Here is a 21,662-nt window from a genome sequence, read left to right on the forward strand (position 1 = left end):
GAGCACGCAGGTTGGTTCGCTGCGGGCCCTAAGAGTCGGCGATGCGTTTTTCTATTATTTCGGCGGTGTGATCGCGGAAGGCGCCGCTGACTGGGCCGAGGTCCTTTTCCTTTTCGACTGGGGTGTGGCCGTCGGCGTAAGTGGCGTAGCTGAAGACGATGTAGCGGCCCCAGACCATGCCTGCCGCGTAGCCGCCGGAGATGGAGACCCGGTCGGCGCCGGTGTCGGGGTCGCCGTCCAGGCCGCGGAACCAGAGGTTGCCGCCCAGGTTTTTGGTTTTGTCGACCACCAGGGCGGCTTCTTTGGTGGGGAGGACGGCGATGCCGGTTGTAACCGCGTACTGCTTGCGGTTGTCCACGTAGGTGGCGCGGAGCACTCGGCGGCACTGTTGCTGGGCGAGGGCCTCGGCGAAGGCGCCGGCGGCGGCCTCCTCGCACTTGTCGGTGATGTTCACCTTGACGCGGCGGAAGGTTCGGCCGTCCACGCTGATCCGGGCGTCCGGGAACGCTTCGGCGAGGGTGAGTTTGCGGGGGTCGGTGGCTTCTGAGTCCAGTACGGCCGCTGTCACGGGTGCGGGATCGGGGGCTTCGGCCGAGACGGCGGGTGCGCCGGTGACCGTGGGGGCTTTTCCGGCTGTGGTCGGGTCGCCCGCGTCGGTGTAGGCGAAGTAGGCCGCGGTGCCGATCGCACCCACCACGATCACCGAGCAGAGCGCGAGCACCGCCTTGCGGCCCGCGCCGCCGGACGAACGCTCCTCGGTTTTGGCCGGAGGAGGCAGTTGCTGGCGGCGGACGGCCTGCTGCTGCGGTACGGGCGGCAGGACGATGCCCTCGGCCGGGGTGTTCTCGCCGTGAATGCGCCGGAGCGGCGGGGGCGTCGAGTCGGTGACCGGGAACATCACCTCGCGGCGCGGGATCGTGGTCTCGGCCACGGTTTCCTCGGCCGGTGGCGGCATCGGCACCGCGGAACGCCACCTGCCCGGGCCTGGCGGCCATTCGGTGGACTCGGCGGGCCAGGTCAGCCCGGCTTCCCGCTCCCCAGGCAGGGTGACCTGATCCCGCTCATCCGCCTGAGCCTCGTCCGGGCTGCCGCTCTGACCGTCCGGGCCCTCCAGGCTGCCCTGGCCGTCCGAGCCGCCTTGGCCGTCCGAGCTGCCCTGGCTGTGCAGGTTGCCCGGGGTGCCCTGGCTGTCTGGGATGTTCTGGCTGTGCGGGATGTTCTGGTCTTCGGGGCGTGCTTCGGGCCAGGACGGCACCCCGGCGCTCGTCTCCGGGATGACCTCATGCGATTCTTCGGCCCCGTCCGCCAGCTCCTCCGCCGGTACGGCTTCCGCCACCCGAGCCTCGGGAACGGACGGCCAGGAACCGAAACTAGGCCACTGCTGCCCGACCGGCTCCGGTTCGAAGGCACCCGAAGTGCCGGGCGCGGCAGGCTCGGTGGCCAGGGCTTCGGTGGACATGGCTTCGGAGACGGCCGGTTCGGTAATGGTGGGCTCGGAACTCGCGTGCGCGCCTACCGCCGACGGCCACGCTGGCGCATCCGGCTCCGGGGAGGGCGGCAGTGTCTCCCCGGGCGGCTCGTTTTCCGAGGTGGCGGGCAACCGGCCGGGCGCGGACCACGGGCGCAGGGTCGGGCCGGGGTTCTCGGTGGGCGGCCAGTGCCGGGGCACCACCGGAGGATCGTCGCCCTCGGCATCCTCGTCGTGCACGGCCTCGCCGGGCAGGCGCGGCGGCCAGACCGGAACGTCCCCGCGCTCACCAGACCGGACCGGCTCCTGCACCGCCTCAGCCTCCGCCTCGACGGCGGCGCTCTCGGGCCACTCGGGCAATAATGGCAGCCCCGACCTGGAAGCCTCGGGGGACTCGGACTGAGGCTCCGACGAGGGCGAGGACGAGTAGCCGGACGAGTGCGGGGGCGACGGCTCGGACGGGGGCAAGGATGAAGACGCGGATGCGGGCGAAGGTTGAGGCGAAGCCGGAGATGAAGGCGCGGTCGGAGGCGGCCATCCGACGGGGTCGCCCATCGACTCGCCAGTGGCAGCGGGCCAGACGGGCTGATCGGCGGAGTCGTTCGCGCCGGGCCACACCTGCATCCCAGCGGCTGCCGCGGTGAACGCGGGCGGCGGTTGCCACGGCGGAACCCCCGGAATCACCGGCGGCGCGGCCTCCACCGCGGGCCCAGAAGCTCCCGGGACGGAGGACGACCATGCAGTTGGCGCGGTTTCTGCGACGGGCCCGGGAGCTTCTGGGACGGACGACCATGCGGTTGGCGCGGTTTCTGCGACGGGCCCGGGAGCTTCTGGGACGGACGACCATGCGGTTGGCGCGGTTTCTGCGACAGGCCCGGGGGCTTCCGGGACGGAGGACGGCCATGACAGGTCATTCCGGCTGGACGCGCTCTCCACAACAGGCCCGGCAACGTCCGGGACGGAGGACGGCCATGCCGGGTCATGGTTCCTGGCGGGCGCGGACTCCACGACAGGCCCGGCCACGTCCGGAGCAGAGGGCGACCACGTCATGTCGTCTTCCCGGATCGGCGCCGCGAACCAGCTGTAGCCGGGGCGCCACGGGGAGCCCACGTTCAACTGCAGGTCGTCGCCACGACCGGACTGCCCGAAGCTCGGCGGAGGGACCGCCGAGGCCGCGGGACCGCTGCGGTCGTAGTCGTGTTCGGAACCCGGATCCTGGCCACGCATAGGCGGAAGCGTATCGGCGCAGACGAGATCGGCGTGCCGCTATGGGCGTTTCCGCAGGGCTCCCGAGCCCCTCAGGAGGGGACGCCGCTGATGGAACGGGTGTCCAGGGCCGCGAAAACGGTCAGGTTGGTGATGTCCACGGCGGCCTGGTTGAGCCGCTTGAGCTCGGACTTCTTCGGTTTGTGCCCGTCCTTGAACTGGAACCAGAGCAGCACCGCGTAGTGCCCGTGATACCAGCCGCCCGCGTACGCCTCGCCCTGGCCGAGGAACTTGCTGAACTCGTCCTTGCCGGGCAGCGGCTTGAGGAAGTCCTTCCTTTCCGCCCCGGCGCCCGCGTTCGCGACCTTCTTGGCGCCCGCGGAGGTTTTCAGGTTGGCGACCCCGACGGTGCCGATGACCAGGCCCTTGGCGTCCCGGAAGCTGGCCCGGATGAGCTGGTTGCAGCCCGCGTCCTTGAGCGCCTTCTCGAGTTTCGCCCCGGAGATGGCGCCCTTGCAGACCTTGTCGTACTTGTGGGTGGTTCGCTGGTAAGTCCGCCCCTCGCTGGTGAACTTGGTCTTGCCGAAGAGTTCTTTGGCGGTGAGGGGTTTCGGGTCGGTCTTGCGGGCCGCGGCGTAGCCGTACTGGCCGGTGGGGCCCTCGGGGAGTGATGGGGTCGCCTTCGGGGTGGCGTTCGCCTCGGGGGCCTTCTCGCCGCTGGCGGAGACCCAGAAGGTGACGGCCACGACGAGGACCAGGCCGATGGCGATGGCGGCGATGATCACCGGGGGGCGCCAGAGGGAGGATGTCGGGTAGTCGCGGGAACCCATGGCCTGAGATTAGCCGCCTATCCCATCAGATGCGGACCGGTCAGGAATACCGTCAGTGCCGTCAGGGGTAGCCGAAGTCCTGCGTCCACCAGGGGCCTTCCGGGCCGAGGGTGACGCCGACGCCGGTGGCGGTGAGGCGGCAGTTGAGGATGTTGCCGCGGTGGGTGGAGCTGGCCATCCAGCCGCGTACGGCCTCCTGGGCGGTCTGGTAGCCGCGGGCGATGTTCTCCGCGCCGCCGTGCTGGTAACCGGCCCGGGCCATGCGCTGCCAGGGGGTGGCGCCGTTGGGGGACTCGTGCACGAAGGAGCCGGAGGCGGCCATCTCGTCCGAGTGGGTCCTGGCCGACTGGACCAGGCGCTGGTCGATCCGGAGCGGGACGCAGCCGTTCTTCTTCGCGCGCTCGGCGTTGACCAGGGCGACCACCTCGTTCTCCAGCGCGACCAGGGAGCCGCCGTCGGAGGAGGAGAGCTCGTCGCCGTTGTGGGTGCTGGTCTGGTCGCCGCCGTACGAGCCGTCGATCATGTTGTTCGAACGGTTGCGCGGCTTCTCGCCGGGGGTGGCGGCCTGGCCGGTGGCGGGGGCGCTGTCCGGGGTGACGGCGCGGGCCACCGGGGCGAGCGCGGACAGGTGCCGCCGCTTGGCCGGGGCCGGCGTGGTGGACGCCTTGGCCTGCGGTGTCGGCTCGTTGTTGCGCAGGAAGACCTCGTCGCTGCCGGCCGGGGTCATGGTCAGGCGGCCGATCACGATGCCGAGCAGCAGAACCGCCGTGACGCATGCGACAAGGCCCAAGAGCGTCCCGCGCCGGGACGTCCATTGGGTATGCCGGGTGTGAGGGGGCTGCGACATTCCGCAGCCAAATATAGGGATTTCCTGGCGTGTTGAAAATGAGAACAGGGTGACGGGATTGACGAGTCAGGTCGGTCAGGCCCTAGACTCGCGCGACTCGGGCTGATCGTTTTGCCGTTTGGCCGGTAGACCGGTAGTCTGCTAGTTCGTTGTGTGTGGATCAGTCCTTCGCTGACTGATGCACGGCGCGTCCGGCGTCATCTCCCGTAAATGGTCCTCCCCACGCTCGTGGGGGTGAGTCAGTGGAGACGGAAGGTTGTCGCCGTGTGCCTGCGCAACCTACCGAGAGTTCACATCCAACAGAAGGCACTGCCGTGCGCACGTTCACACCGAAGCCCAACGAGGTCGAGCGTCAGTGGTACGTCATCGACGCGACCGACGTCGTGCTCGGCCGGTTGGCCAGCCACGTCGCGGTCCTGCTCCGTGGCAAGCACAAGCCGATCTTCGCGAACCACGTCGACACCGGTGACTTCGTCATCGTCATCAACGCCGACAAGGTCGCCCTCACCGGCAACAAGCTGCAGCAGAAGAAGGCGTACCGGCACTCCGGCTACCCGGGCGGCCTGCGGTCCGTCACGTACGGCGAGCTGATGGAGAAGCGCCCCGACCGCGCCGTCGAGAAGGCCGTCAAGGGCATGCTGCCCAAGAACGCCCTCGGCCGGAAGATGGTCAAGAAGCTCAAGGTCTACGCCGGTCCCGAGCACCCGCACCAGGCCCAGACGCCGGTGCCCTTCACGATCACCCAGATCGCCCAGTAACGCCGAGCCAGGAAAGTTAAGAGGAGAACCGTGGCTGAGACCACCGGTACCGAGACGCTCGTCGAGGGCGAGCTGGAAGACTTCTCCGCCGAGGAGTTCCCGTCGGAGTACACCACCGAGTCGTCGCCCGCGTCCGACGCCCCCGTGCGCAAGCCGGTCACCACCGGCAACTCGTACGGCACCGGCCGCCGCAAGGAGGCCGTGGCCCGGGTCCGCATCGTGCCCGGCACCGGCAAGTGGACGATCAACGGCCGCTCGCTGGACGCCTACTTCCCGAACAAGGTGCACCAGCAGATCGTGAACGAGCCCTTCGTGGTGCTCGGCGCCGAGGAGCAGTTCGACGTCCTGGCCCGCATCGACGGCGGCGGCGTGACCGGCCAGGCCGGCGCGCTGCGCATGGGCCTGTCCCGCGCGCTGGCCGTGCTGGACGCCGAGACCAACCGCCCCCCGCTCAAGAAGGCCGGCTTCCTCACCCGGGACGCCCGCGCCACCGAGCGGAAGAAGTACGGCCTGAAGAAGGCTCGTAAGGCTCCGCAGTACAGCAAGCGTTAAATTGGGCCGCCTTTTCGGCACCGACGGGGTACGTGGGGTCGCGGGGCGCGACCTCACGGCCGAGCTCGCCATGGACCTGTCCGTGGCGGCCGCGCACGTGCTCCGGGACGCCGGGAGGAGCCGCCCGCTCGCCGTCGTAGGCCGGGACCCGCGGGCTTCAGGAGAATTCCTGGAAGCCGCCGTGGTCGCCGGCCTCGCGTCGTCGGGCATGGACGTGCTCCGGCTCGGTGTGCTGCCCACCCCGGCGGTCGCCTACCTGACACCAGCGCTGGGAGCCGACCTCGGGGTCATGCTCTCGGCCTCGCACAATCCCGCGCCCGACAACGGGATCAAGTTCCTCACCCGGGGTGGCTTCAAGCTGCCCGACGCGGTGGAGAACGAGATCGAGGATCGGCTTGGCGAGCCGTGGGAACGCCCGGTCGGCTCCGCCGTGGGCCGGGTCCGGGAGGCGTACGGGGAAGCCAACCGTTACGTCGCCCATCTGCTCACCTCGCTGCCGCACCGGCTGGACGGCCTGCGGGTGGTGGTGGACTGCGCGCACGGCGCCGCCCACATGGTCGCCCCGGAGGCGCTGCGCCGGGCGGGTGCCCAGGTGGACACCATTGGGACCGCTCCAGACGGCCTGAACATCAACGACGGGGTGGGCTCGACCCATCTCGATCCGTTGAAGAAGGCGGTGGTGGCCACGTCGGCCGATCTGGGCATCGCCTACGACGGCGACGCCGACCGCTGCCTGGCGGTGACCGGCGACGGCGAGGAGATCGACGGCGACCAGATCATGGCGATCCTGGCGCTGGAGATGCGGGCGCAAGGCCGCCTCCAGCGGGACACGGTGGTCGCCACGGTGATGTCCAACCTCGGCTTCAAGCTGGCCCTGCGCGAGGCGGGCGTCACGGTGGTGGAGACCGCCGTCGGTGACCGTTACGTGCTGGAGAAGATGCAGGAGAGCGGCTACAACTTCGGCGGCGAGCAGTCCGGGCATGTGATCATGCTCGACCACGCCACCACCGGGGACGGACTGCTCACTTCGCTGCATCTGCTGGCCGCCGTCGTGAGCTCAGGCCGCAGTTTGGCCGAGCTCGCCGCGGTCATGACCAAGCTCCCGCAGGTGCTGGTCAACGTCCGCGACGTGAGCAAGGACAAGGCCGCGCATCCGGAGCTGCTGGCCGCGGTGGCGCTGGCGGAGGAGGAGCTCGGCGACACCGGCCGGGTGCTGATCCGGCCGAGCGGCACCGAGCCGATGATCCGCGTGATGGTCGAGGCGCAGTCGCACGACCACGCCGAATCCGTGGCCGCCCGCCTGGCGGACACCGTCCGCCAGGTCTGCGATTAATCAGAAACCCGTCCCATAGACAGCCGCATAGCCGCCGACCAGCGACTCACCGCCGCGGCTGTCCAGATCACGACTTTCTAATTAATAGTTACTCATCGCCGGTCAGCGACAGCCCACGCAGTCGCTGACCGGCCCACAGCACCGCGACCACCGTCACGATCACGATGGCCGGCGCGGCGAAGCTGAGCGCCACGTCCGCCTTCAGGAACGGCGAGGACGACACCTGGTCGGCCAGGGTCTGCCCCCACTGCTGGATCGACAGCTTGCGCGCCCCCGGGACGTACCCGCCGATCGCGCCCTCCCAGACCAGCGCGTAGATGATCCCCACCACGACGGCGTGCTTGGTGAGCACCCCCACCAGCAGGAACACCGCCGCGTACGCGATTCCGGCGAACAGCGCGCCGAGCGCGAAGCCGGAGGCCACCCCCGCCTCCATGCCGATCAGCAGGTAGGCCGCCAGGAATGTCGGCACGGCCGAGAAGACCACGATCAGCGAGGCGGCCACCGCGAACTTGGTGAGCGCGATCGACGGCCGGGAGATGGGCTTGGACAGCAGATGGATGATCGTGCCGTCCTCGATCTCGGGGGAGATCACGCCGGTGCCCGCGATCAGGCCGAGCAGCGGCAGGATCGTGCCGATAGCGAACTTCTCCATGAGCGTGACGGCGGTGTTCTCGTCGCCGCCGCCGATCAGGCGGAGCAGCACCGCGACGGCGATCAGGGCCAGCGGGAGCGCGGCCAGCAGCCAGATCCGCTTGCGGCCCAGCATCGCCCGGTAGGTGATGGACGCCACGACGGAGTTCATGAGCGCCCGCTCAGGTAGGAGAACACGCTTTCCAGGTCCTCGTCTGTGGGGGACACCTGCCAGAGGTGCACGTTGAGGTCGCGGGCCAGGCGGGGGAGCAGCCGGGTGAAGCGGCGGAAGTCCTCGGTGCGGACCTCCAGGCCCTGCGCGGTGAGGGACACCCCGCCGGAGGAGGCGTCGGCGATCAGCGCGGCGGCCAGGCGGCGATCGTCGCTGGAGCGCACCCGGAAGAGGTGCGGGCGGTCGGTCATCCGCCGCCGGATCTCCCGGTAGTCGCCGGAGGCCGCGTGCCGGCCCGCGACCAGCACCTCGATCTGCTGGGCGACCCGCTCCACCTCCTCCAGGATGTGCGAGCTGAACAGGATCGTCCGCCCGGCCGCGCCCAGCTTCCTGACCAGGTCCATCAGGTGCAGCCGCTGGCGCGGGTCCATGCCGTTGAAGGGCTCGTCCAGCAGCAGCACCTGCGGCTCGTGCACGAGCGCCCCGGCGACCTTGACGCGCTGGCGCATGCCCTTGGAGTAGGTCTCGATCCTGCGGTCCTTGGCGGCCGTCATCTCGACCAGGTCGAGGGCGCGCTCGGCGGCGTCGTCCTGCAGGCCGTGCAGGCGGGCGGCGGAGCGCACGAACTGCCAGCCGGTGAGGAAGCCGTAGACGCCCTCCCGTTCCGGGACCAGGCCGATGGTGCGGTAGATCTCGTGGTTGCGCCAGATCTGCTTGCCGTCCAGGGTGGCGGTGCCGCCGGAGGTGGCCAGGAAGCCGGCCATCAGGTGCAGCAGGGTGGACTTGCCGGCGCCGTTGGGGCCGAGCAGGCCGGTGACGCCCGGGCCGATGGTCATGGTGACGTCGTTGACGGCCACCACGTTGCCGTACCAGCGGGAGACCTGCTTCAGCTCGATCACGCTCATGAGGCCGCGGCTTTCCGGTAGCGCAGGAACAGGGCGGACAGCGCGAGCGCGATGACCGCCAGGGTGATGGCCGCAGGCCCGAACCCCGGCGGATAGCCCTCGCCGTTGCTGGGATCGGTGCCGAACAGATTCACCTGTACGGCATCCACCAGGAAGAAGGGATTGATGAGAATGCTCCACTTGGCGGCGTTGTCGAGCCCTTCCGACAGGAGCACGCCGAAGAACACCGCCGAGGCGGCCAGCGTGAACATGTAGAAGGCGATCACCGAGGCCACGCCGAGTCCGCGCCGGGGCGTGAACGAGGCCAGCGCCAGCCCGATCGACGCCAGCAGCACCGCGAAGATCAGGCTGCCGCCCATCGCGGCCAGGTAGTCGCCGTGGTGCACGGGGGTCTCCAGCTCGACCAGCAGCTCGCCGATGTAGATCAGCGTCAGCGGCACGGCCATCAGCAGGAACAGCGCCACCGTCAGCGCGACGAACTTGGCGCCCACGTAGTCGAGCACCGTGACCGGCCGGGACAGGTAGAGCGGCAGCACCCGGAACCGCAGATCCGGCGCCACCAGGTACGGCGACTGCGCGGCCAGGAACACCGCCAGCACCGCCTGCATGGTCACCGCGAGCCCGGTATAGGGCAGCGGCTGCTGCTTGAGCAGGGCCATCACCGCGATGGACACCACGGCGGGCAGCAGCATGGTGGCCGCCACCAGGAATGGAATGATCTTCGATCGGGCCGGTCGGCCCAGGCCGAAGGCGCCGCGCAGGCTGTGCAGCGCGAGCGCGGTGGCGGCGTAGCCCCGGCTGAGCCGTACGCCGTCGTAGTGGCGATAGCCGATGTCGTGGATGACACCTGTGGGTTGGGTCACTTGAACACGTCCTCGATGCGGCCGTGCCGCTGTTCCAGCCGTACCAGATTGAGGTCCAGGTCGCAGAGCGCGTCTCTGAGCACGTCGAAGGTCTCGTCGGCGCGGACCTGGACGGTGATCAGGCGGCCTTCCACGGCGACCGCCTCGCCCGCCTCGGTGAGGTGGCCGGCCAGCAGCTCCCAGCCTTCCTCGACCTCGACGGAGACGGCCTGGGTGACCTGGGTGAGCTCGCCGATGGCGGAGGAGCGCAGCAGCCGGCCGCCGTCGATGACGATGACGTGGTCGCAGATGCGTTCCAGCTCGCCGAGCAGGTGCGAGGTGACCAGCACGCTGATGCCGAACTCGCTGCCGATCCGGCGGATCAGGGCCAGCATCTCGTCGCGGCCCTGCGGGTCCAGGCCGTTGGTGGGCTCGTCCAGGAAGACGACCTTCGGGTCGTGCACCAGCGCCTGGGCCAGCTTCACCCGCTGCTTCATGCCGGTGGAGTAGCCGCCGATGGGGCGGTAACGCTCCTCGTGCAGGCCGACGTGGCGGAGCGTGTCGGCCGCGCGCTCCCGGGCGGCGGTGCGCGGCAGGCCGGACATCTGGGCCATGTGCACGACGAACTCGGTGGCCGACACGTCGGGCGGCAGGCATTCGTGCTCGGGCATGTAGCCCACGATGCGCCTGATCTCCAGGCCTTGCGCGGCCGAGTCCATGCCGAGCACGGACGCGCGGCCCGCACTGGCGGGGAGCAGCCCCAGCAGGATCTTGATCAGCGTGGACTTGCCCGCGCCGTTGGCGCCCACCAGGCCGGTGACGCCCGTTCCGGCGGCGACCGTGAGCTGGTCGAGCGCGGTGACGCGGGGGAACCGCTTGGTGAGACCCTCGGTTGCGAGGATTGTCATGATCCGGACAGTACCGCTCCGACCAGCCGGGTGGCCTCAGTCAAAAGGAGGAGGTTGCTCGCGTCGCCCTCGTCCTCGGTGGGTAAGCGGGACGGCGCGGTGGTAGCGGGCGCCGAGGTAGTGCTGGGTGAGCAGGGTCAGGGTGCCGGCCACGATCATGCCGAGGATGTTGACGGCCAACTGGAGCGCGGACGCGCCCACGTCCCCCCAGGCGCCGAGCGCGAGCGCCACCGAGGCGTATCCGGCGGCCGGGACCGTGGTCACCGAGATGAACACGCCGACCAGCGCGGACGACTTGCCCGCCGTGATCGAGAGCACCCCCGCCGTCCCCGCCAGCAGCGCCACAATAAATGACCATTTATCGGGCTTTACGATGAACTCGACTTCGGGGTGGCTGTCGAGCATGGTGGCGTCGATCCAGCCGAGCCAGGTGGACACCAGGGCGCAGGCGAAAGTGATCGCCATCGCGACCGCGAAGCCGACGGCCAGCGCGCGGACCGCGCGGGCGATCAGGTCGGGGCGGCGGCGCAGCAGGCCGAAGGAGATGGCCGCGATCGCGCCGAACTCGGGGCCGAGCACCATCGCGCCCACGATCAGGATCGGCGAGCCGACGACCACGCCGATTCCGGCGATCTGGGTGGCGATGGCGAGAAACGTGAGGAAAGCTCAGGTGATCCGGGTGTCGTCGTCCACCCGCTGGGCGAGCTCCTCCCAGACGACCGCGTCCTCACCCTCGCCGGGCGCCTCCTGTTCGGCCCGGTCGGCGGCGTCCGACAACATCAGATCCACGTTCTCGACCGCGATCGACATGCCCAGCTTGGTGAGGTGTTCGATCACCTCGTTGGCGGCCTCCCTGGCGAGGTCGAACATCAGCAGGTCGCCGGGGGGTTCCTGGGCGACGCCCGGCAGGACGACAAGGTTGGTCAGCCCAGGGGACTGCCGCAGCAGGGCAACCGCCGCGTCGGTGTGTTCCCGGGGGCTGATCACACGCAGATGGAGCACGAGCACACAGTACTCACGGCGGAACGGGCAGTCCGGCATACCGGAGGGCTTCCGCGGTGCTCATCGCGCGGCCCCGGGCGGCCGCCCAGGCGTAGGAATCCTCCGCCAGGATGGCCCGCAGGCGGGCGCGCAGCGAGTTCGCCCAGCGGACCTGCGGGCGTTCGGCGAAGGCGCCGCCGGAGGTGAGCGTGACGTCGGCGGCGTGCAGCAAAATGGCCGCGTGCACCGGCCGATCCTGAGCCGCCGCGAGCGCCGCCGCTAGATCCAGCGCGGGACCCAAGATGCGCTGGGCGGCGTAGGGACCTTCGTGCTGGTCGAGCACCGCGGCCAATCCCTCCCGCAGATGGCCGGGAACCTGGTCATAGCGGCCCTCGTGCAAAGCCAGCCAGGCGTGGCTCAGCCAATAGGACGCCACCGCCGCCGGTGGGAAACCGGCCACCTCGACCGCGCCGAGGGCCCGCGCCACCGCGTCCGCGTCGGCGTAGATCCAGGCCAGCTCGGCCCGCGCCACCTCGACCTCGGTCCCGCCGAACCGGTCCCCGAGACCGCGGAACAGCGCCTGCGCCTCGTCCAGGTCCGCGGCCACGCTGTCCAGGTCGCCGATGTGGCCCCGGGTGAGCGCGCACGCCATCAGCGTCCGCGCCAGCGAATAGGGCTCGCCGTGCGTCCGGGCCAGCGCCACCGCCTGGCCCCCGAACTCCGCCACCGCGCGCCGATCCCCTCGGTAGACGCTCACCGACGCCAGGCACGACAGCGCGAGCACCTGCCACTTTCCCGCACCCTGCTTCTCGGCCAGGTCGAGCGCGGCCTGGAAATACCCCTCCGCCTCGTCGACCGACGCCCGCAACGACAGGAACCCGGCGCCGATCAGCGCACGCGACAGCAACTCGGGCGGCCCATCCGGAATCTCCAGCAGGCGCCGCAACCAGGCCAGCGCCTCCCCGATCGCGGTGTGCCGCCAGAACCAGCACAAGGCCGCCGCGAACCGCAGCGCCACCTCGTGAGGATGCGCCGGTGTCTGGACTGAGGAGCGGAGCGACGAGGGAAGACACCGGGGTTGAGCATCCGAACCGCGATGCGAAGCATCGCAATCAACGCAGCGCTCCCCGGCGGCCAGCGTCCACGCCGTGGCGACCCGCAGGTTCGCGTACTCCTCCCGGAGCACACCTAGCCAGTGCCCCCGCTGGCTGCCGCGCCGCTCCTCGTTCGCCTGCTCGGCCAACCGGCAGAAATACCGCGCGTGCCGCGCCCGGATGGCCTCGGGCTCCACCAGCCGCTCCTCCGCGTACTGCCGGAGCGCCACCAGCATGCGATACCGCGACCCCGGCTCGGCCAGCACCAGCGACCGCTCCACGAGCGTCCCAAGCCCATCCAGTACGGCTGTCGCGGACAGCCCGTCATCCGCGCACACCGCCTCGGCGGCCTCCAGCGTGAACCCATCCCGGAACACCGCGAGCCTGGCGAAGACCAGCCGCTCGGTCTCGCTCAGCAGCACATGGCTCCAGTCCACGGCGGCGCGGAGCGACCGGTGCCGGGGGCCAGTGCGCGTGCTCGCCAGCAGGTCGAGCTGGTGATCCAGCCGGTCGGCGACCTGGGCGGCGGAGAACGCGCGCAGCCGTCCGACCGCGAGCTCGATCGCCAGCGGCAGCCCGTCCACCGCCCGGCACACGCGGGCCACATCGGCGGCGGGCACCTCGAACTCGGGGTCGATCTGGCGTGCTCGGGCCAGGAACAGGCGGCCGGCCCCGGAGGCCGCGACCGCCTCGGGGGTGTCGGTGGCGGGCACGTCCAGCGGGCGGAGCAGGTGCACCCGTTCGTCGCCGAGGCCGAGAAGTTCGCGGCTGGTGGCCAGGACGCGGAGGTTCGGGCAGGCGGTCAGCAGGGCGGCGATCACGCGGCGGACCTCCGCGATCAGGTGCTCGCAGTTGTCCAGCAGGAGCAGGGCGCGGCGGCGGCCGAGCCAGCGGGTGACGCCGGTGAGCGGGTCGCCGTGCGGGTCGCCGGGGGCGCCGAGGGCGGTCAGCAGGGCGGGGGCCACGCTGTCGGGGGTTTCCACGCTGCCCAGCCAGATCACGCCCACCCCGGCGGGCGGGTCGGCGGCGGAGGCGGCCTCCAGGGCCAGGCGGGTCTTGCCGACGCCGGGCGGGCCGATCAGGGTGACCAGGCGGTGGGCGGCGAGCAGGGCGGCGATCGTGGTCAGGTCGCCGGTGCGGCCGACCAGGGTGCCGGGGGTGGGGGCGGGGAGTCCTGGCAGGTGGGCGGGTGGGTGGGGGGAGAGGGTGGGGTCCTCGTTGAGGATGGAGAGGTGCAGGTCGCGGAGTTCGGCGCCGGGGTCCAGGCCGAGGGTGTCGTCGAGGTGGCGCTGGGCGTGCAGGTAGGTGTCCAGGGCCTCGGGGCGGCGGCCGGAGCGGTAGAGGGCCGTCATTAGCTGGGCGGTCAGGTGCTCGCGTAGCGGGTTGCGGGCGGTGAGGTCGGTGAGCTCGTCGATGATCTCGTGGTGGTGGCCGAGCTCGAGTTCCAGGTCGAAACGGCGCTCCCAGGCGAGGAGGCGGCGTTCGGTGTAGCGGTGGGCGGCGGCGGCCAGGGGCGCGCTGTCCAGGTGGGCGAAAGGCTCGCCTCGCCACTCCTGGAGCGCCGTGCGCAGGATGTCGGCCGCTTTCTGAGGGTCGGGCGCGTGGCCGGCCTGGACTACCAGGCTGTCGAACACGTGCGCGTCCAGCCGGTCGTGGCCCAGGTTCAGCCGGTACGCCCCGGGCAGGGTCTCGATCACCGGGCCCAGGGCCTTGCGGAGGTTGCCCACGCAGATCTGGATCTGGGTTCTGGCGGTGCGCGGGGGCGTGCCCCAGATCGCATCGACGATCTGGTCGGACGGCACGGGGGTTCCGTCCGCGAGCAGGAGCAGCCCGAGGATCACCTGCTGGCGGCGTCCGCCGATGTCCACGGGCACGCCGTCGCGGTGGACCGTGAGCCGGCCGAGGATCGCGTAGTTCACATCCATTCGGACGAACAGGACTCGCGATTTGCTACCCAGCAGATCATCCGGGGGCGACAGTCCAGGAGATTGGGCGAATTATCCGGTTTCACCGATGAAAGTTTCATGTGTTGGGCGGGCGCGATAGCGGCGTGAAAGCGCTGCGGTTAGCGGGATATTTCAGCATTTCCGTGCGGGGGACGAAGTCCCTCGTCTTCGGGGACGTCAGCTTCGGGGACGTCGGAGAGCATAGGAGAACTTGTGCGCAAAATCGCCAAGATGGCTGCCGCGCTGGGGATCGGAGTCAGCACCCTGGCATTGACGGCCACGCCCGCCCTGGCGGCCGGCTACCACATCTACGGGACCTGGCCGGTCAACCAGTCACAGTCCTGCTACTACGCCGAGTACTACCACCCGGACGCGCCGGGGCACCCTGACTTCTGCCAGGTCATCGGCAACCAGATCCACCTCTTCGTCTGGTACTAGGCCATATCTGAACGGCCGCCGGTGTCGCCCACGCCGGCGGTCGTTCAGCTTCTGCGCAGACGTACGCGGGTGACGGAGTGGTCGGCGCCCTTGCGGAGGATCAGGCCCGCGCGGCCGCGGGTGGGGGCGATGTTCTCGACCAGGTTGCGCTCGTTGATGTCGCGCCAGACGTTGCGGGCGAACGTGGTGGCCTCGGCTTCGGACAGGTCGGCGAGGAATTTGAAGTACGACTTCGGGTCGGCGAACGCGGTGGCGCGGAGCTGGTGGAAGCGGGCCACATACCAGGTGCGGATGTCCTCGATGCGGGCGTCGACGTAGATGGAGAAGTCGAAATAGTCGTTGACGGCCAGCGCGGTCGGGGGCGCGGGCTGGAGCACGTTGAGCCCTTCGACAATAAGGATGTCTGGATTTTTCACCACCTGCTGGGCGCCCGGAATGATGTCGTATTCGAGGTGGCTGTAGACGGGGGCAGTGACCTCGGGTTTTCCCGCTTTCACGTCGGCGACGAAACGCACCAGCGCCCGGCGGTCGTAGCTTTCCGGGAAGCCCTTGCGGTGCATGATGTCGCGCTCGGTCAGCACCTGGTTGGGGTAGAGGAAGCTGTCGGTGGTGATCAGCTCCACCTTGGGGTGCTCCGGCCAGCGGGCCAGCAGCGTGTGCAGCAGCCGCGCGGTGGTGGACTTCCCGACGGCCACGCTGCCCGCGATCCCCAGAATGTACGGCGGCGGCGCGGTGTCGTCCCCCAGGAACGTGCCGATGGCCGTCCCCCGCTGCCGGGCTCCGGTGAAGTGGAGGTTCAGCAGCCGGGTCAGCGGCAGGTAGATGTCGGTGACCTCGGCCAGGTCGATCGGATCGTCGATCCCGCGCAGCTCCTCCAGTTCGGCCTCGGTCAGCGTGAGCGGCGTGTTCCGCCGCAATCCCCGCCACTGTTCCCGGCTGAGCTCGACGTACGCGTCCCCGACTGCCACGCCGCCCAACATTACCGACGCGTCCCCGTACGACAGCGACCGGCCACCGAATTGGCGAGATCTGCCATATAGCCCTACTTCGCGGGGACATTAACGTTTCGTGAACGACGGAGGGAGTCTCGGATGGACCGGCGCAAATTCCTGACGGCTTCGGCGGCTTCGGCCGGGGTGGCGATGTTCGGCGGACCGTTCGCCGGCGTCGCGGCCGCGGGCGAGCGGGGAACCCTGACCCACGGCGCGGATTACGGCCCGCTGGGACCCGTGCCCGACCTGCGCGACGGCGTGGTCCGCCTGCAGCTGCCCGCCGGATTCACGTACCGCTCGTTCAACCCGGTCGGGGAGGCGTTCACCGAGGGCGGCCTGACCCCGGGCCGCCACGACGGCATGGCCGCCTTCCGCGGCCCCAAGGGCAGCACCATCCTGGTACGAAACCACGAGGTCAACGGCCCGGTAGGCGCCTTCGGCGACGTGTCGGACGCGTACGACACCGCGGCGGGCGGCGGCACGGCCACGCTCCGCGTCACCCGGTACGGCGAGCTGATCAAGAGCGCCGCCAGCCTCAACGGCACCCAGATGAACTGCTCCGGCGGCCCGATGCCCTGGGGCGCCTGGGTCACCTGCGAGGAGACCGTCAACGGCCCCGACGTCGGCAACGACTTCACCGGCGCCGACAACACGCTGCTCAAGCAGAAGCACGGCTACATCTTCGAGGTCCCGCTCGACCGCGCCGCCAGCCGCAGGCCGATCCGCTCGGCCGGCCGGTTCGCGCACGAGTCGGCCGCCTTCGACCCGAGAACCGGCGCCATCTACCTGACCGAGGACAACTTCGGCTTCGCCTCCGGTTTTTACCGCTACCTCCCGCCGAAGAACCCCCTCAAGGCCGGCCGCATCCTCGACGGCGGCAAGCTCCAGATGCTGGCCGTCAAGAACGCCCCCGGCAAGGACCTCTCGGTCGGCCTGCCCGCCGGCGCGAGCTTCCAGGCCACCTGGGTGACCATCGACGACCCCGACCCGACCTTCACCACCAAGCCAACCAACGACGAGGCCATCCAGTACGTCGGCAAGCAGGGCCGGGCCAAGGGCGCGGCGCTCTTCTCCCGCCTGGAGGGCGCGGTCTACGACTCGGGCACGATCTACTTCGTCTCCACCCAGGGCGGCGCGACGGCCGCGGGCGACACCCCGCCGTCGGGTTTCGGCAAGGGCCGCGGCCAGATCTTCGCCTACGACACCTGGAGCGACCGCCTCCGCCTGGTCTACGAGTCCCCGGGTTCGCTCGTGCTGGACCTGCCCGACAACGTCACCACCAGCAAGCGCGGCACCCTGGTGCTCTGCGAGGACGGCGGCGGCGACAACTACCTGCGCGGCCTCACCAGGCGCGGCGAGATCTTCGACTTCAGCCGCCTGATGCCGGTCTCCGGCGACTCGGGCGCCGAATTCGCCGGCAGCACGTTCGGTCCCGACGGGCACACCCTGTTCGTGAACGTGCAGTCCTCCCAGGGTGTCTCGTTCGCCATCTGGGGCCCGTGGCACAGGGGCGGGTTCTAAAGTGAGGTAGTGATCATCGGCATCGGGGTGGATCTTGTGGATGTGGCCAGGTTCGCGGCCACGATCGAACGAACGCCCGGCCTGCTCACCCGCCTCTTCACGGCGGACGAGCAGGCCGAGCCCGTGCATTCGCTGGCCGCCCGCTTCGCGGCCAAGGAAGCCGTGGCCAAGGCGCTGGGCGCGCCGGCCGGGCTTTCCCACCTGGACGCCGAGGTCCGCAAGGATCCGGAGGGCCGCCCGTCGCTGCACGTCGGCGGCCGGGCGGGCGAGCTCGCCGACTCACTCGGGGTGCGCAGCTGGCACGTCTCACTCAGCCACGACGGCGGTTTCGCCCTGGCGTTCGTGATCGCCGAACGTTGACGTGGCGGATGGCTTCGGTGATCGTCTGCGGCTAGCGTCGAAGCATGCGGACCGCCTACACCTCTGATCAGATCAGGACGGCCGAGCGGGCGCTCATGGCCACCGTGCCGGAGGGCACGCTGATGCGCCGGGCCGCGACCGGGCTGAGCGTCGTCTGCGCGGGCCTCCTGCCCGGCGTGTACGGCTCGCGCGTGGTCCTGCTGGTCGGCAGCGGCGACAACGGCGGCGACGCGCTCTACGCGGGGGCCCGGCTGGCCCGGCGGGGGGCGCGGGTGGAGGCGATCCTGGCCGGTTCGCGTACGCATGCGGGCGGGCTGGCCGCGTTGCTTGACGCCGGTGGGCGGACGGCCGGGATGGACGTCATCGAGCAGGCTGATCTGATCGTGGACGGCCTGGTCGGGATCGGGGGCACGGGGGAGCTGCGGGAGCCGTACCGGACCCTGGCGCTGGCGGCCGAGGGCGCGCCAGGTCTTGTGGTGGCCGTGGACGTGCCCAGCGGGGTGGACGCGAGCACCGGGCGCGTGGACGGGGGGGCAGTGCGGGCACAGCTGACGGTGACGTTCGGAGCGCACAAGAACGGGCTGCTGGTCGATCCGGGGAAGTCGTTCTGCGGGCCGGTCGAGCTGGTGGACATCGGGCTGGGGCCGTACCTGCCGGATCCGGACGTGGCTTCGCTGACCGACGACGATGTGGCGGATCTGCTGCCCAGGCCGGCGGCCGAGTCGGACAAGTACCGGCGTGGGGTGATCGGGATCGTCGCCGGGAGTGATCGGTTCACCGGGGCTGCGGTGCTCGCGGTCGGGGGAGCCATCCGGGCCGGGGCCGGTCTGGTGCGCTTCGCGAGCGCGGAGACGGCCGTGCGGCAGGTGCGGAACCGCTGGCCGGAGGCGATCACGACCGTGCTGGACGGTCCTTCGGTGGCCGAGGTCGGGCGGGTGCAGGCGTGGGTGCTCGGGCCCGGGATGGGCACCGGGGAGGAGGCCGTGGCACTCGCCCGGGCGGTGCTGGCCACCGACGTGCCGGTGCTGGTGGACGCCGACGGTTTGACCATTCTGGCCAACGATCGGTCGCTGTTGCGCCGCTCCGCGCCGACCGTGCTGACCCCGCACGCGGGCGAGCTGTCCCGGCTGCTGGACGTGCCCAGGGAGCGCGTCGAGGCGGCCAGGATGGAGCACGTCCGGCGCGCGGTCGCCGAACTCGGAGCGATCGTGCTGCTCAAGGGCTCCACCACGCTGATCGCGGAACAGGATCGCCCGGTTCGCGTGAACGCGACCGGCACACCCTGGCTGGCCACGGGCGGGACCGGCGACGTGCTGTCCGGAATCGCGGGCACGCTGCTCTCCGGCGGCCTCAGCGGCTATGACGCGGTGTCGTGTGCGGCACATTTGCATGGACTTGCCGCACAGGCCGCGTCGACCGGCATCTCCGGCGGACACGGGCCAATCGCCGCGATGGACGTGGCGACGATGTTGCCCCAGGTCATCCGGAGTCTGTGAGTTGGTCGCGGCCACCAGAGGCGGCTGCGAAAATTGACGGATGGACATGCTGACTCCGGCCGAGGCCCGCGTGGATCTGGCGGCCATCCGCCACAACATCGGGCTGCTGGCCGCCCACGCGCCCGGCGCCGAACTGCTGGCCGCGGTCAAGGCCGATGCGTACGGGCATGGGCTGGTCGCGTGCGCCCAGGCCGCGCTGGAGGGCGGCGCCACGCGGCTGGGGACGGCATACGTCCGGGAAGCCCTGGAGCTGCGCGCGGCCGGAGTCACCGCGCCCATCCTGGCGTGGATCATCCCGCCGGGGGAGCCGCTCGACGAGGCCGTGCGGCAGGACATCGAGCTGTCGGCGGGGGCGGAGTGGCTCATCGACGAGATCGCGGCGGCCGCGCGAGCTACCGGGAAGACCGTTCCGGTTCAGCTCAAAGTGGACAGTGGCATGTCGCGGGGCGGGGCGCCGGTGGCCGCCTGGGGAGCGTTGGTGGATCGGGCGCTGGCCGTACAGGCGGAGGGGTTGATCAAGGTGACCGGCCTGTGGTCGCACTTCGCGTGTGCGGATATTCCGGGCCATCCATCCATTGACGCCCAGCTCGCGGCGTTCGAGGACGCCGTCAAGCACGCCGAGCAGGCCGGCGTCTCCGACGCGATCCGGCACATCGCCAACTCCGCCGCCACCTTCACCCTGCCGCAGGCCCGCTACGACCTGGTCCGCCCCGGCATCGCGGTGTACGGCTTGAGCCCCATCCCCGAACTCGGCGACTTCGACCTGGTCCCCGCCATGACGCTGGTCGCCCGCCTCGCCATGGTCAAGCGCGTCCCCGCGGGTTCAGGCGTCTCCTACGGCCACCTCTACCACACCGAACGCGAGACCGCGCTCGGCCTGGTGCCGCTGGGATACGCGGACGGGATCATGCGTGCCGGGACGAACCTCGCCGAAGTCCTGGCCGGAGGGCGGCGGTGCCGCGTGGCCGGGCGGATCTGCATGGACCAGTTCACGGTGGATCTGGGCGACGACGCCGTCACCACGGGCGACGAAGTCATCCTGTTCGGCCCCGGATACGAAAATGAACCGACATGTCAGGAATGGGCGGATTCCCTCGGCACGATCACTCATGAGATCGTGACCGGGATCGGATCCCGCGTGCCGCGTGTTCACCTCAACGTATGGCCGAGGGACGGGCGACGAGGAGATCGACAATGACGGCACGGCGGACAGTCGGGATCGCGGGGGCCATCGTCGGTGCGGCCTCCGCCGGCGTGGCGGCGGGCACGCTCGCCAAACGGTATGCGGTGGGGCGGATCCGGCTGCGCCCTGACCCGGAGGCGAACGAGCCCTTCGGCGAGCTACGCGGCCGGGAAACGACGCTGACCACCTCGGACGGCCTGGAGATCCACGCCGAGGTGGACGGGCCGGAGGACGCGGAACTGACCGTCGTGTTGTGCCACGGCTACTGCCTGACCTCCGATTCGTGGCATTACCAGTGGCGGAACCTGCGGGATCGGTATCGGGTCGTGCTGTGGGATCAGCGCTGTCACGGGCAGTCCTCCCGGGCGGAGGCCGCCGACTGCACGATCGACCGGCTGGGCGAGGATCTGGCCCTGGTGCTGGCCGAACTCGTGCCAGGGCCGTGCGTGCTGGTCGGCCACTCCATGGGCGGAATGACGATCATGGCCCTGGCCGACCGGCGGCCGGAGCTGTTCGGGGATCGGGTGCGCGGCGTCGCGCTGATCTCGACCTCGGCCGGGAAACTCGCCGAGCTGAGCCTGGGGCTGCCGGCGCTGGTGTCGAAGGTGGTGAACTTCGCCGTTCCCGGTGCGGTTTCGGTGATGCGCAAGCGGTCGGCGCTGGTGGATCGCGGGCGGCAGGTGGGCAACGACGTGTCCTTCCTGGCGCTGCGCCTGCTGGGCTTCGGCGACTCCAAGTCGGTCAGCCCGACCGTCGTCGACTTCGCCGAGTCGATGATCCGGGCCACCCCGTCCGAGGTGATCGCGGATTTCTATCCGGCGCTGATGTCGCATGACAAGCTGACCGCGCTGGACGTCCTGAACAAGGTGCCGACCGCGATCGTGGTCGGCGAGCGCGACTGGCTCACCCCACCCGACCACAGCCGCGCCATCGCCGCCGCCGTGCCGACGGCCGAGCTCACCCTGGTTCCGGGGACGTCGCATCTGGTGCAGCTGGAACGGCCTGGCGTGGTGAACGACGCGTTGCGGACGCTGCTCGAACGGGCCGCGAACCTTCATTAGGCGGGTTTCCCCACCACGCTCGACGTGATGCCGTGACCGTGCTCTCCGGCGGGGCGAGTTAACCGATGGTGACTCTTAGTGTTCAAATGATCGCACTAGGGTACCGGCTCGGTGCCCGAGGCCGCCGCGGCCGTGG

General features: G+C 70.4%; 20 protein-coding genes. 9 read left to right on the top strand and 11 right to left on the bottom strand.

The features are described from left to right. Nucleotides 1-28: 28 nt before the first annotated feature. From ABGB08_RS18080 to ABGB08_RS18090, 3 genes are all read right to left on the bottom strand, one after another. Nucleotides 29-1,828, bottom strand: a complete 1,800-nt coding sequence (locus ABGB08_RS18080) for a hypothetical protein (RefSeq protein ID WP_347591672.1) — start codon at nucleotides 1,826-1,828, stop codon at nucleotides 29-31. 938 nt (nucleotides 1,829-2,766) lie between these two features. After that, a complete protein-coding gene (locus ABGB08_RS18085) occupies nucleotides 2,767-3,504 on the bottom strand; it encodes a hypothetical protein (RefSeq protein WP_347591674.1) in 738 nt (245 codons plus the stop codon). 61 nt (nucleotides 3,505-3,565) lie between these two features. Then, a complete protein-coding gene (locus ABGB08_RS18090; protein WP_347591676.1) occupies nucleotides 3,566-4,294 on the bottom strand; it encodes a CAP domain-containing protein in 729 nt (242 codons plus the stop codon). A 371-nt stretch (nucleotides 4,295-4,665) separates the two neighbouring features. Between ABGB08_RS18090 and rplM the strand changes: the two genes are divergently transcribed. Genes rplM through glmM form a run of 3 tightly spaced genes read left to right on the top strand, consistent with a single transcriptional unit; the run spans nucleotide 4,666 to nucleotide 6,994 of the window. Further along, nucleotides 4,666-5,109, top strand: a complete 444-nt coding sequence (rplM, locus tag ABGB08_RS18095; protein ID WP_155361213.1) for a 50S ribosomal protein L13 — start codon at nucleotides 4,666-4,668, stop codon at nucleotides 5,107-5,109. Nucleotides 5,110-5,139: 30 nt separating this feature from the next. Next, entirely contained in the window at nucleotides 5,140-5,661 is a 522-nt protein-coding gene (rpsI, locus tag ABGB08_RS18100; protein ID WP_155351306.1) for a 30S ribosomal protein S9, read from the top strand. Between the two features lies 1 nt (nucleotide 5,662). Beyond that, nucleotides 5,663-6,994: a phosphoglucosamine mutase gene (gene glmM / locus ABGB08_RS18105; RefSeq protein WP_347591679.1), complete on the top strand. Its 1,332-nt coding sequence runs from the start codon at nucleotides 5,663-5,665 to the stop codon at nucleotides 6,992-6,994. A gap of 88 nt (nucleotides 6,995-7,082) precedes the next feature. Here the strand turns inward: glmM and ABGB08_RS18110 are convergent, their stop codons facing one another. The 7 genes from ABGB08_RS18110 to ABGB08_RS18140 are packed head-to-tail and all read right to left on the bottom strand — an operon-like array spanning nucleotide 7,083 to nucleotide 14,454. Next, on the bottom strand, nucleotides 7,083-7,799 hold the full coding sequence (locus tag ABGB08_RS18110) for an ABC transporter permease subunit (protein ID WP_347591681.1): 717 nt from the start codon (nucleotides 7,797-7,799) through the stop codon (nucleotides 7,083-7,085). After that, nucleotides 7,796-8,704, bottom strand: coding sequence for an ABC transporter ATP-binding protein (locus ABGB08_RS18115; RefSeq protein ID WP_347591683.1), 909 nt, complete (start codon nucleotides 8,702-8,704; stop codon nucleotides 7,796-7,798). Before ABGB08_RS18115 ends, ABGB08_RS18110 begins: the two co-directional genes overlap by 4 nt. After that, nucleotides 8,701-9,567 carry an ABC transporter permease gene (locus ABGB08_RS18120; RefSeq protein ID WP_347591685.1) on the bottom strand — a complete coding sequence of 289 codons (867 nt, stop codon included), beginning with the start codon at nucleotides 9,565-9,567 and terminating at the stop codon, nucleotides 8,701-8,703. Before ABGB08_RS18120 ends, ABGB08_RS18115 begins: the two co-directional genes overlap by 4 nt. After that, nucleotides 9,564-10,454 carry an ABC transporter ATP-binding protein gene (locus tag ABGB08_RS18125; RefSeq protein ID WP_347591687.1) on the bottom strand — a complete coding sequence of 297 codons (891 nt, stop codon included), beginning with the start codon at nucleotides 10,452-10,454 and terminating at the stop codon, nucleotides 9,564-9,566. Before ABGB08_RS18125 ends, ABGB08_RS18120 begins: the two co-directional genes overlap by 4 nt. Before the next feature lie 36 nt (nucleotides 10,455-10,490). Then, nucleotides 10,491-11,072: a DUF389 domain-containing protein gene (locus ABGB08_RS18130; protein ID WP_347591689.1), complete on the bottom strand. Its 582-nt coding sequence runs from the start codon at nucleotides 11,070-11,072 to the stop codon at nucleotides 10,491-10,493. 48 nt (nucleotides 11,073-11,120) lie between these two features. Next, nucleotides 11,121-11,456 (bottom strand): hypothetical protein, encoded by a 336-nt coding sequence (locus ABGB08_RS18135; protein WP_347591691.1) that lies wholly within the window; start codon nucleotides 11,454-11,456, stop codon nucleotides 11,121-11,123. Between the two features lie 13 nt (nucleotides 11,457-11,469). Further along, a complete protein-coding gene (locus ABGB08_RS18140) occupies nucleotides 11,470-14,454 on the bottom strand; it encodes a BTAD domain-containing putative transcriptional regulator (protein WP_347591693.1) in 2,985 nt (994 codons plus the stop codon). Between the two features lie 234 nt (nucleotides 14,455-14,688). Here ABGB08_RS18140 and ABGB08_RS18145 point away from each other — a divergent pair, with 234 nt between their 5' ends. After that, nucleotides 14,689-14,913, top strand: a complete 225-nt coding sequence (locus tag ABGB08_RS18145) for a hypothetical protein (protein ID WP_155351734.1) — start codon at nucleotides 14,689-14,691, stop codon at nucleotides 14,911-14,913. A 44-nt stretch (nucleotides 14,914-14,957) separates the two neighbouring features. Here ABGB08_RS18145 and coaA read toward each other — a convergent pair whose 3' ends face one another. Further along, complete coding sequence (gene coaA, locus ABGB08_RS18150) at nucleotides 14,958-15,881, bottom strand: type I pantothenate kinase (RefSeq protein WP_246268974.1); 924 nt, start codon at nucleotides 15,879-15,881, stop codon at nucleotides 14,958-14,960. Nucleotides 15,882-16,004: 123 nt separating this feature from the next. On the opposite strand from coaA, the gene ABGB08_RS18155 reads away from it, so the two are divergent. The 5 genes from ABGB08_RS18155 to ABGB08_RS18175 are packed head-to-tail and all read left to right on the top strand — an operon-like array spanning nucleotide 16,005 to nucleotide 21,526. Then, entirely contained in the window at nucleotides 16,005-17,426 is a 1,422-nt protein-coding gene (locus ABGB08_RS18155; RefSeq protein WP_347591696.1) for an alkaline phosphatase PhoX, read from the top strand. Between the two features lie 9 nt (nucleotides 17,427-17,435). Further along, nucleotides 17,436-17,786 (top strand): holo-ACP synthase, encoded by a 351-nt coding sequence (locus ABGB08_RS18160; protein ID WP_347591698.1) that lies wholly within the window; start codon nucleotides 17,436-17,438, stop codon nucleotides 17,784-17,786. 44 nt (nucleotides 17,787-17,830) lie between these two features. After that, nucleotides 17,831-19,282: an NAD(P)H-hydrate dehydratase gene (locus tag ABGB08_RS18165; protein ID WP_347591700.1), complete on the top strand. Its 1,452-nt coding sequence runs from the start codon at nucleotides 17,831-17,833 to the stop codon at nucleotides 19,280-19,282. A gap of 46 nt (nucleotides 19,283-19,328) precedes the next feature. Next, entirely contained in the window at nucleotides 19,329-20,480 is a 1,152-nt protein-coding gene (gene alr, locus ABGB08_RS18170; RefSeq protein WP_347591758.1) for an alanine racemase, read from the top strand. Then, entirely contained in the window at nucleotides 20,477-21,526 is a 1,050-nt protein-coding gene (locus tag ABGB08_RS18175) for an alpha/beta hydrolase (RefSeq protein WP_347591702.1), read from the top strand. The genes alr and ABGB08_RS18175 overlap by 4 nt, the downstream gene beginning before the upstream one ends. Nucleotides 21,527-21,662 lie beyond the last annotated feature (136 nt).

Origin of the sequence: Acrocarpospora sp. B8E8 (assembly GCF_039871605.1) — a bacterium.
Classification (GTDB): domain Bacteria; phylum Actinomycetota; class Actinomycetes; order Streptosporangiales; family Streptosporangiaceae; genus Acrocarpospora; species Acrocarpospora macrocephala.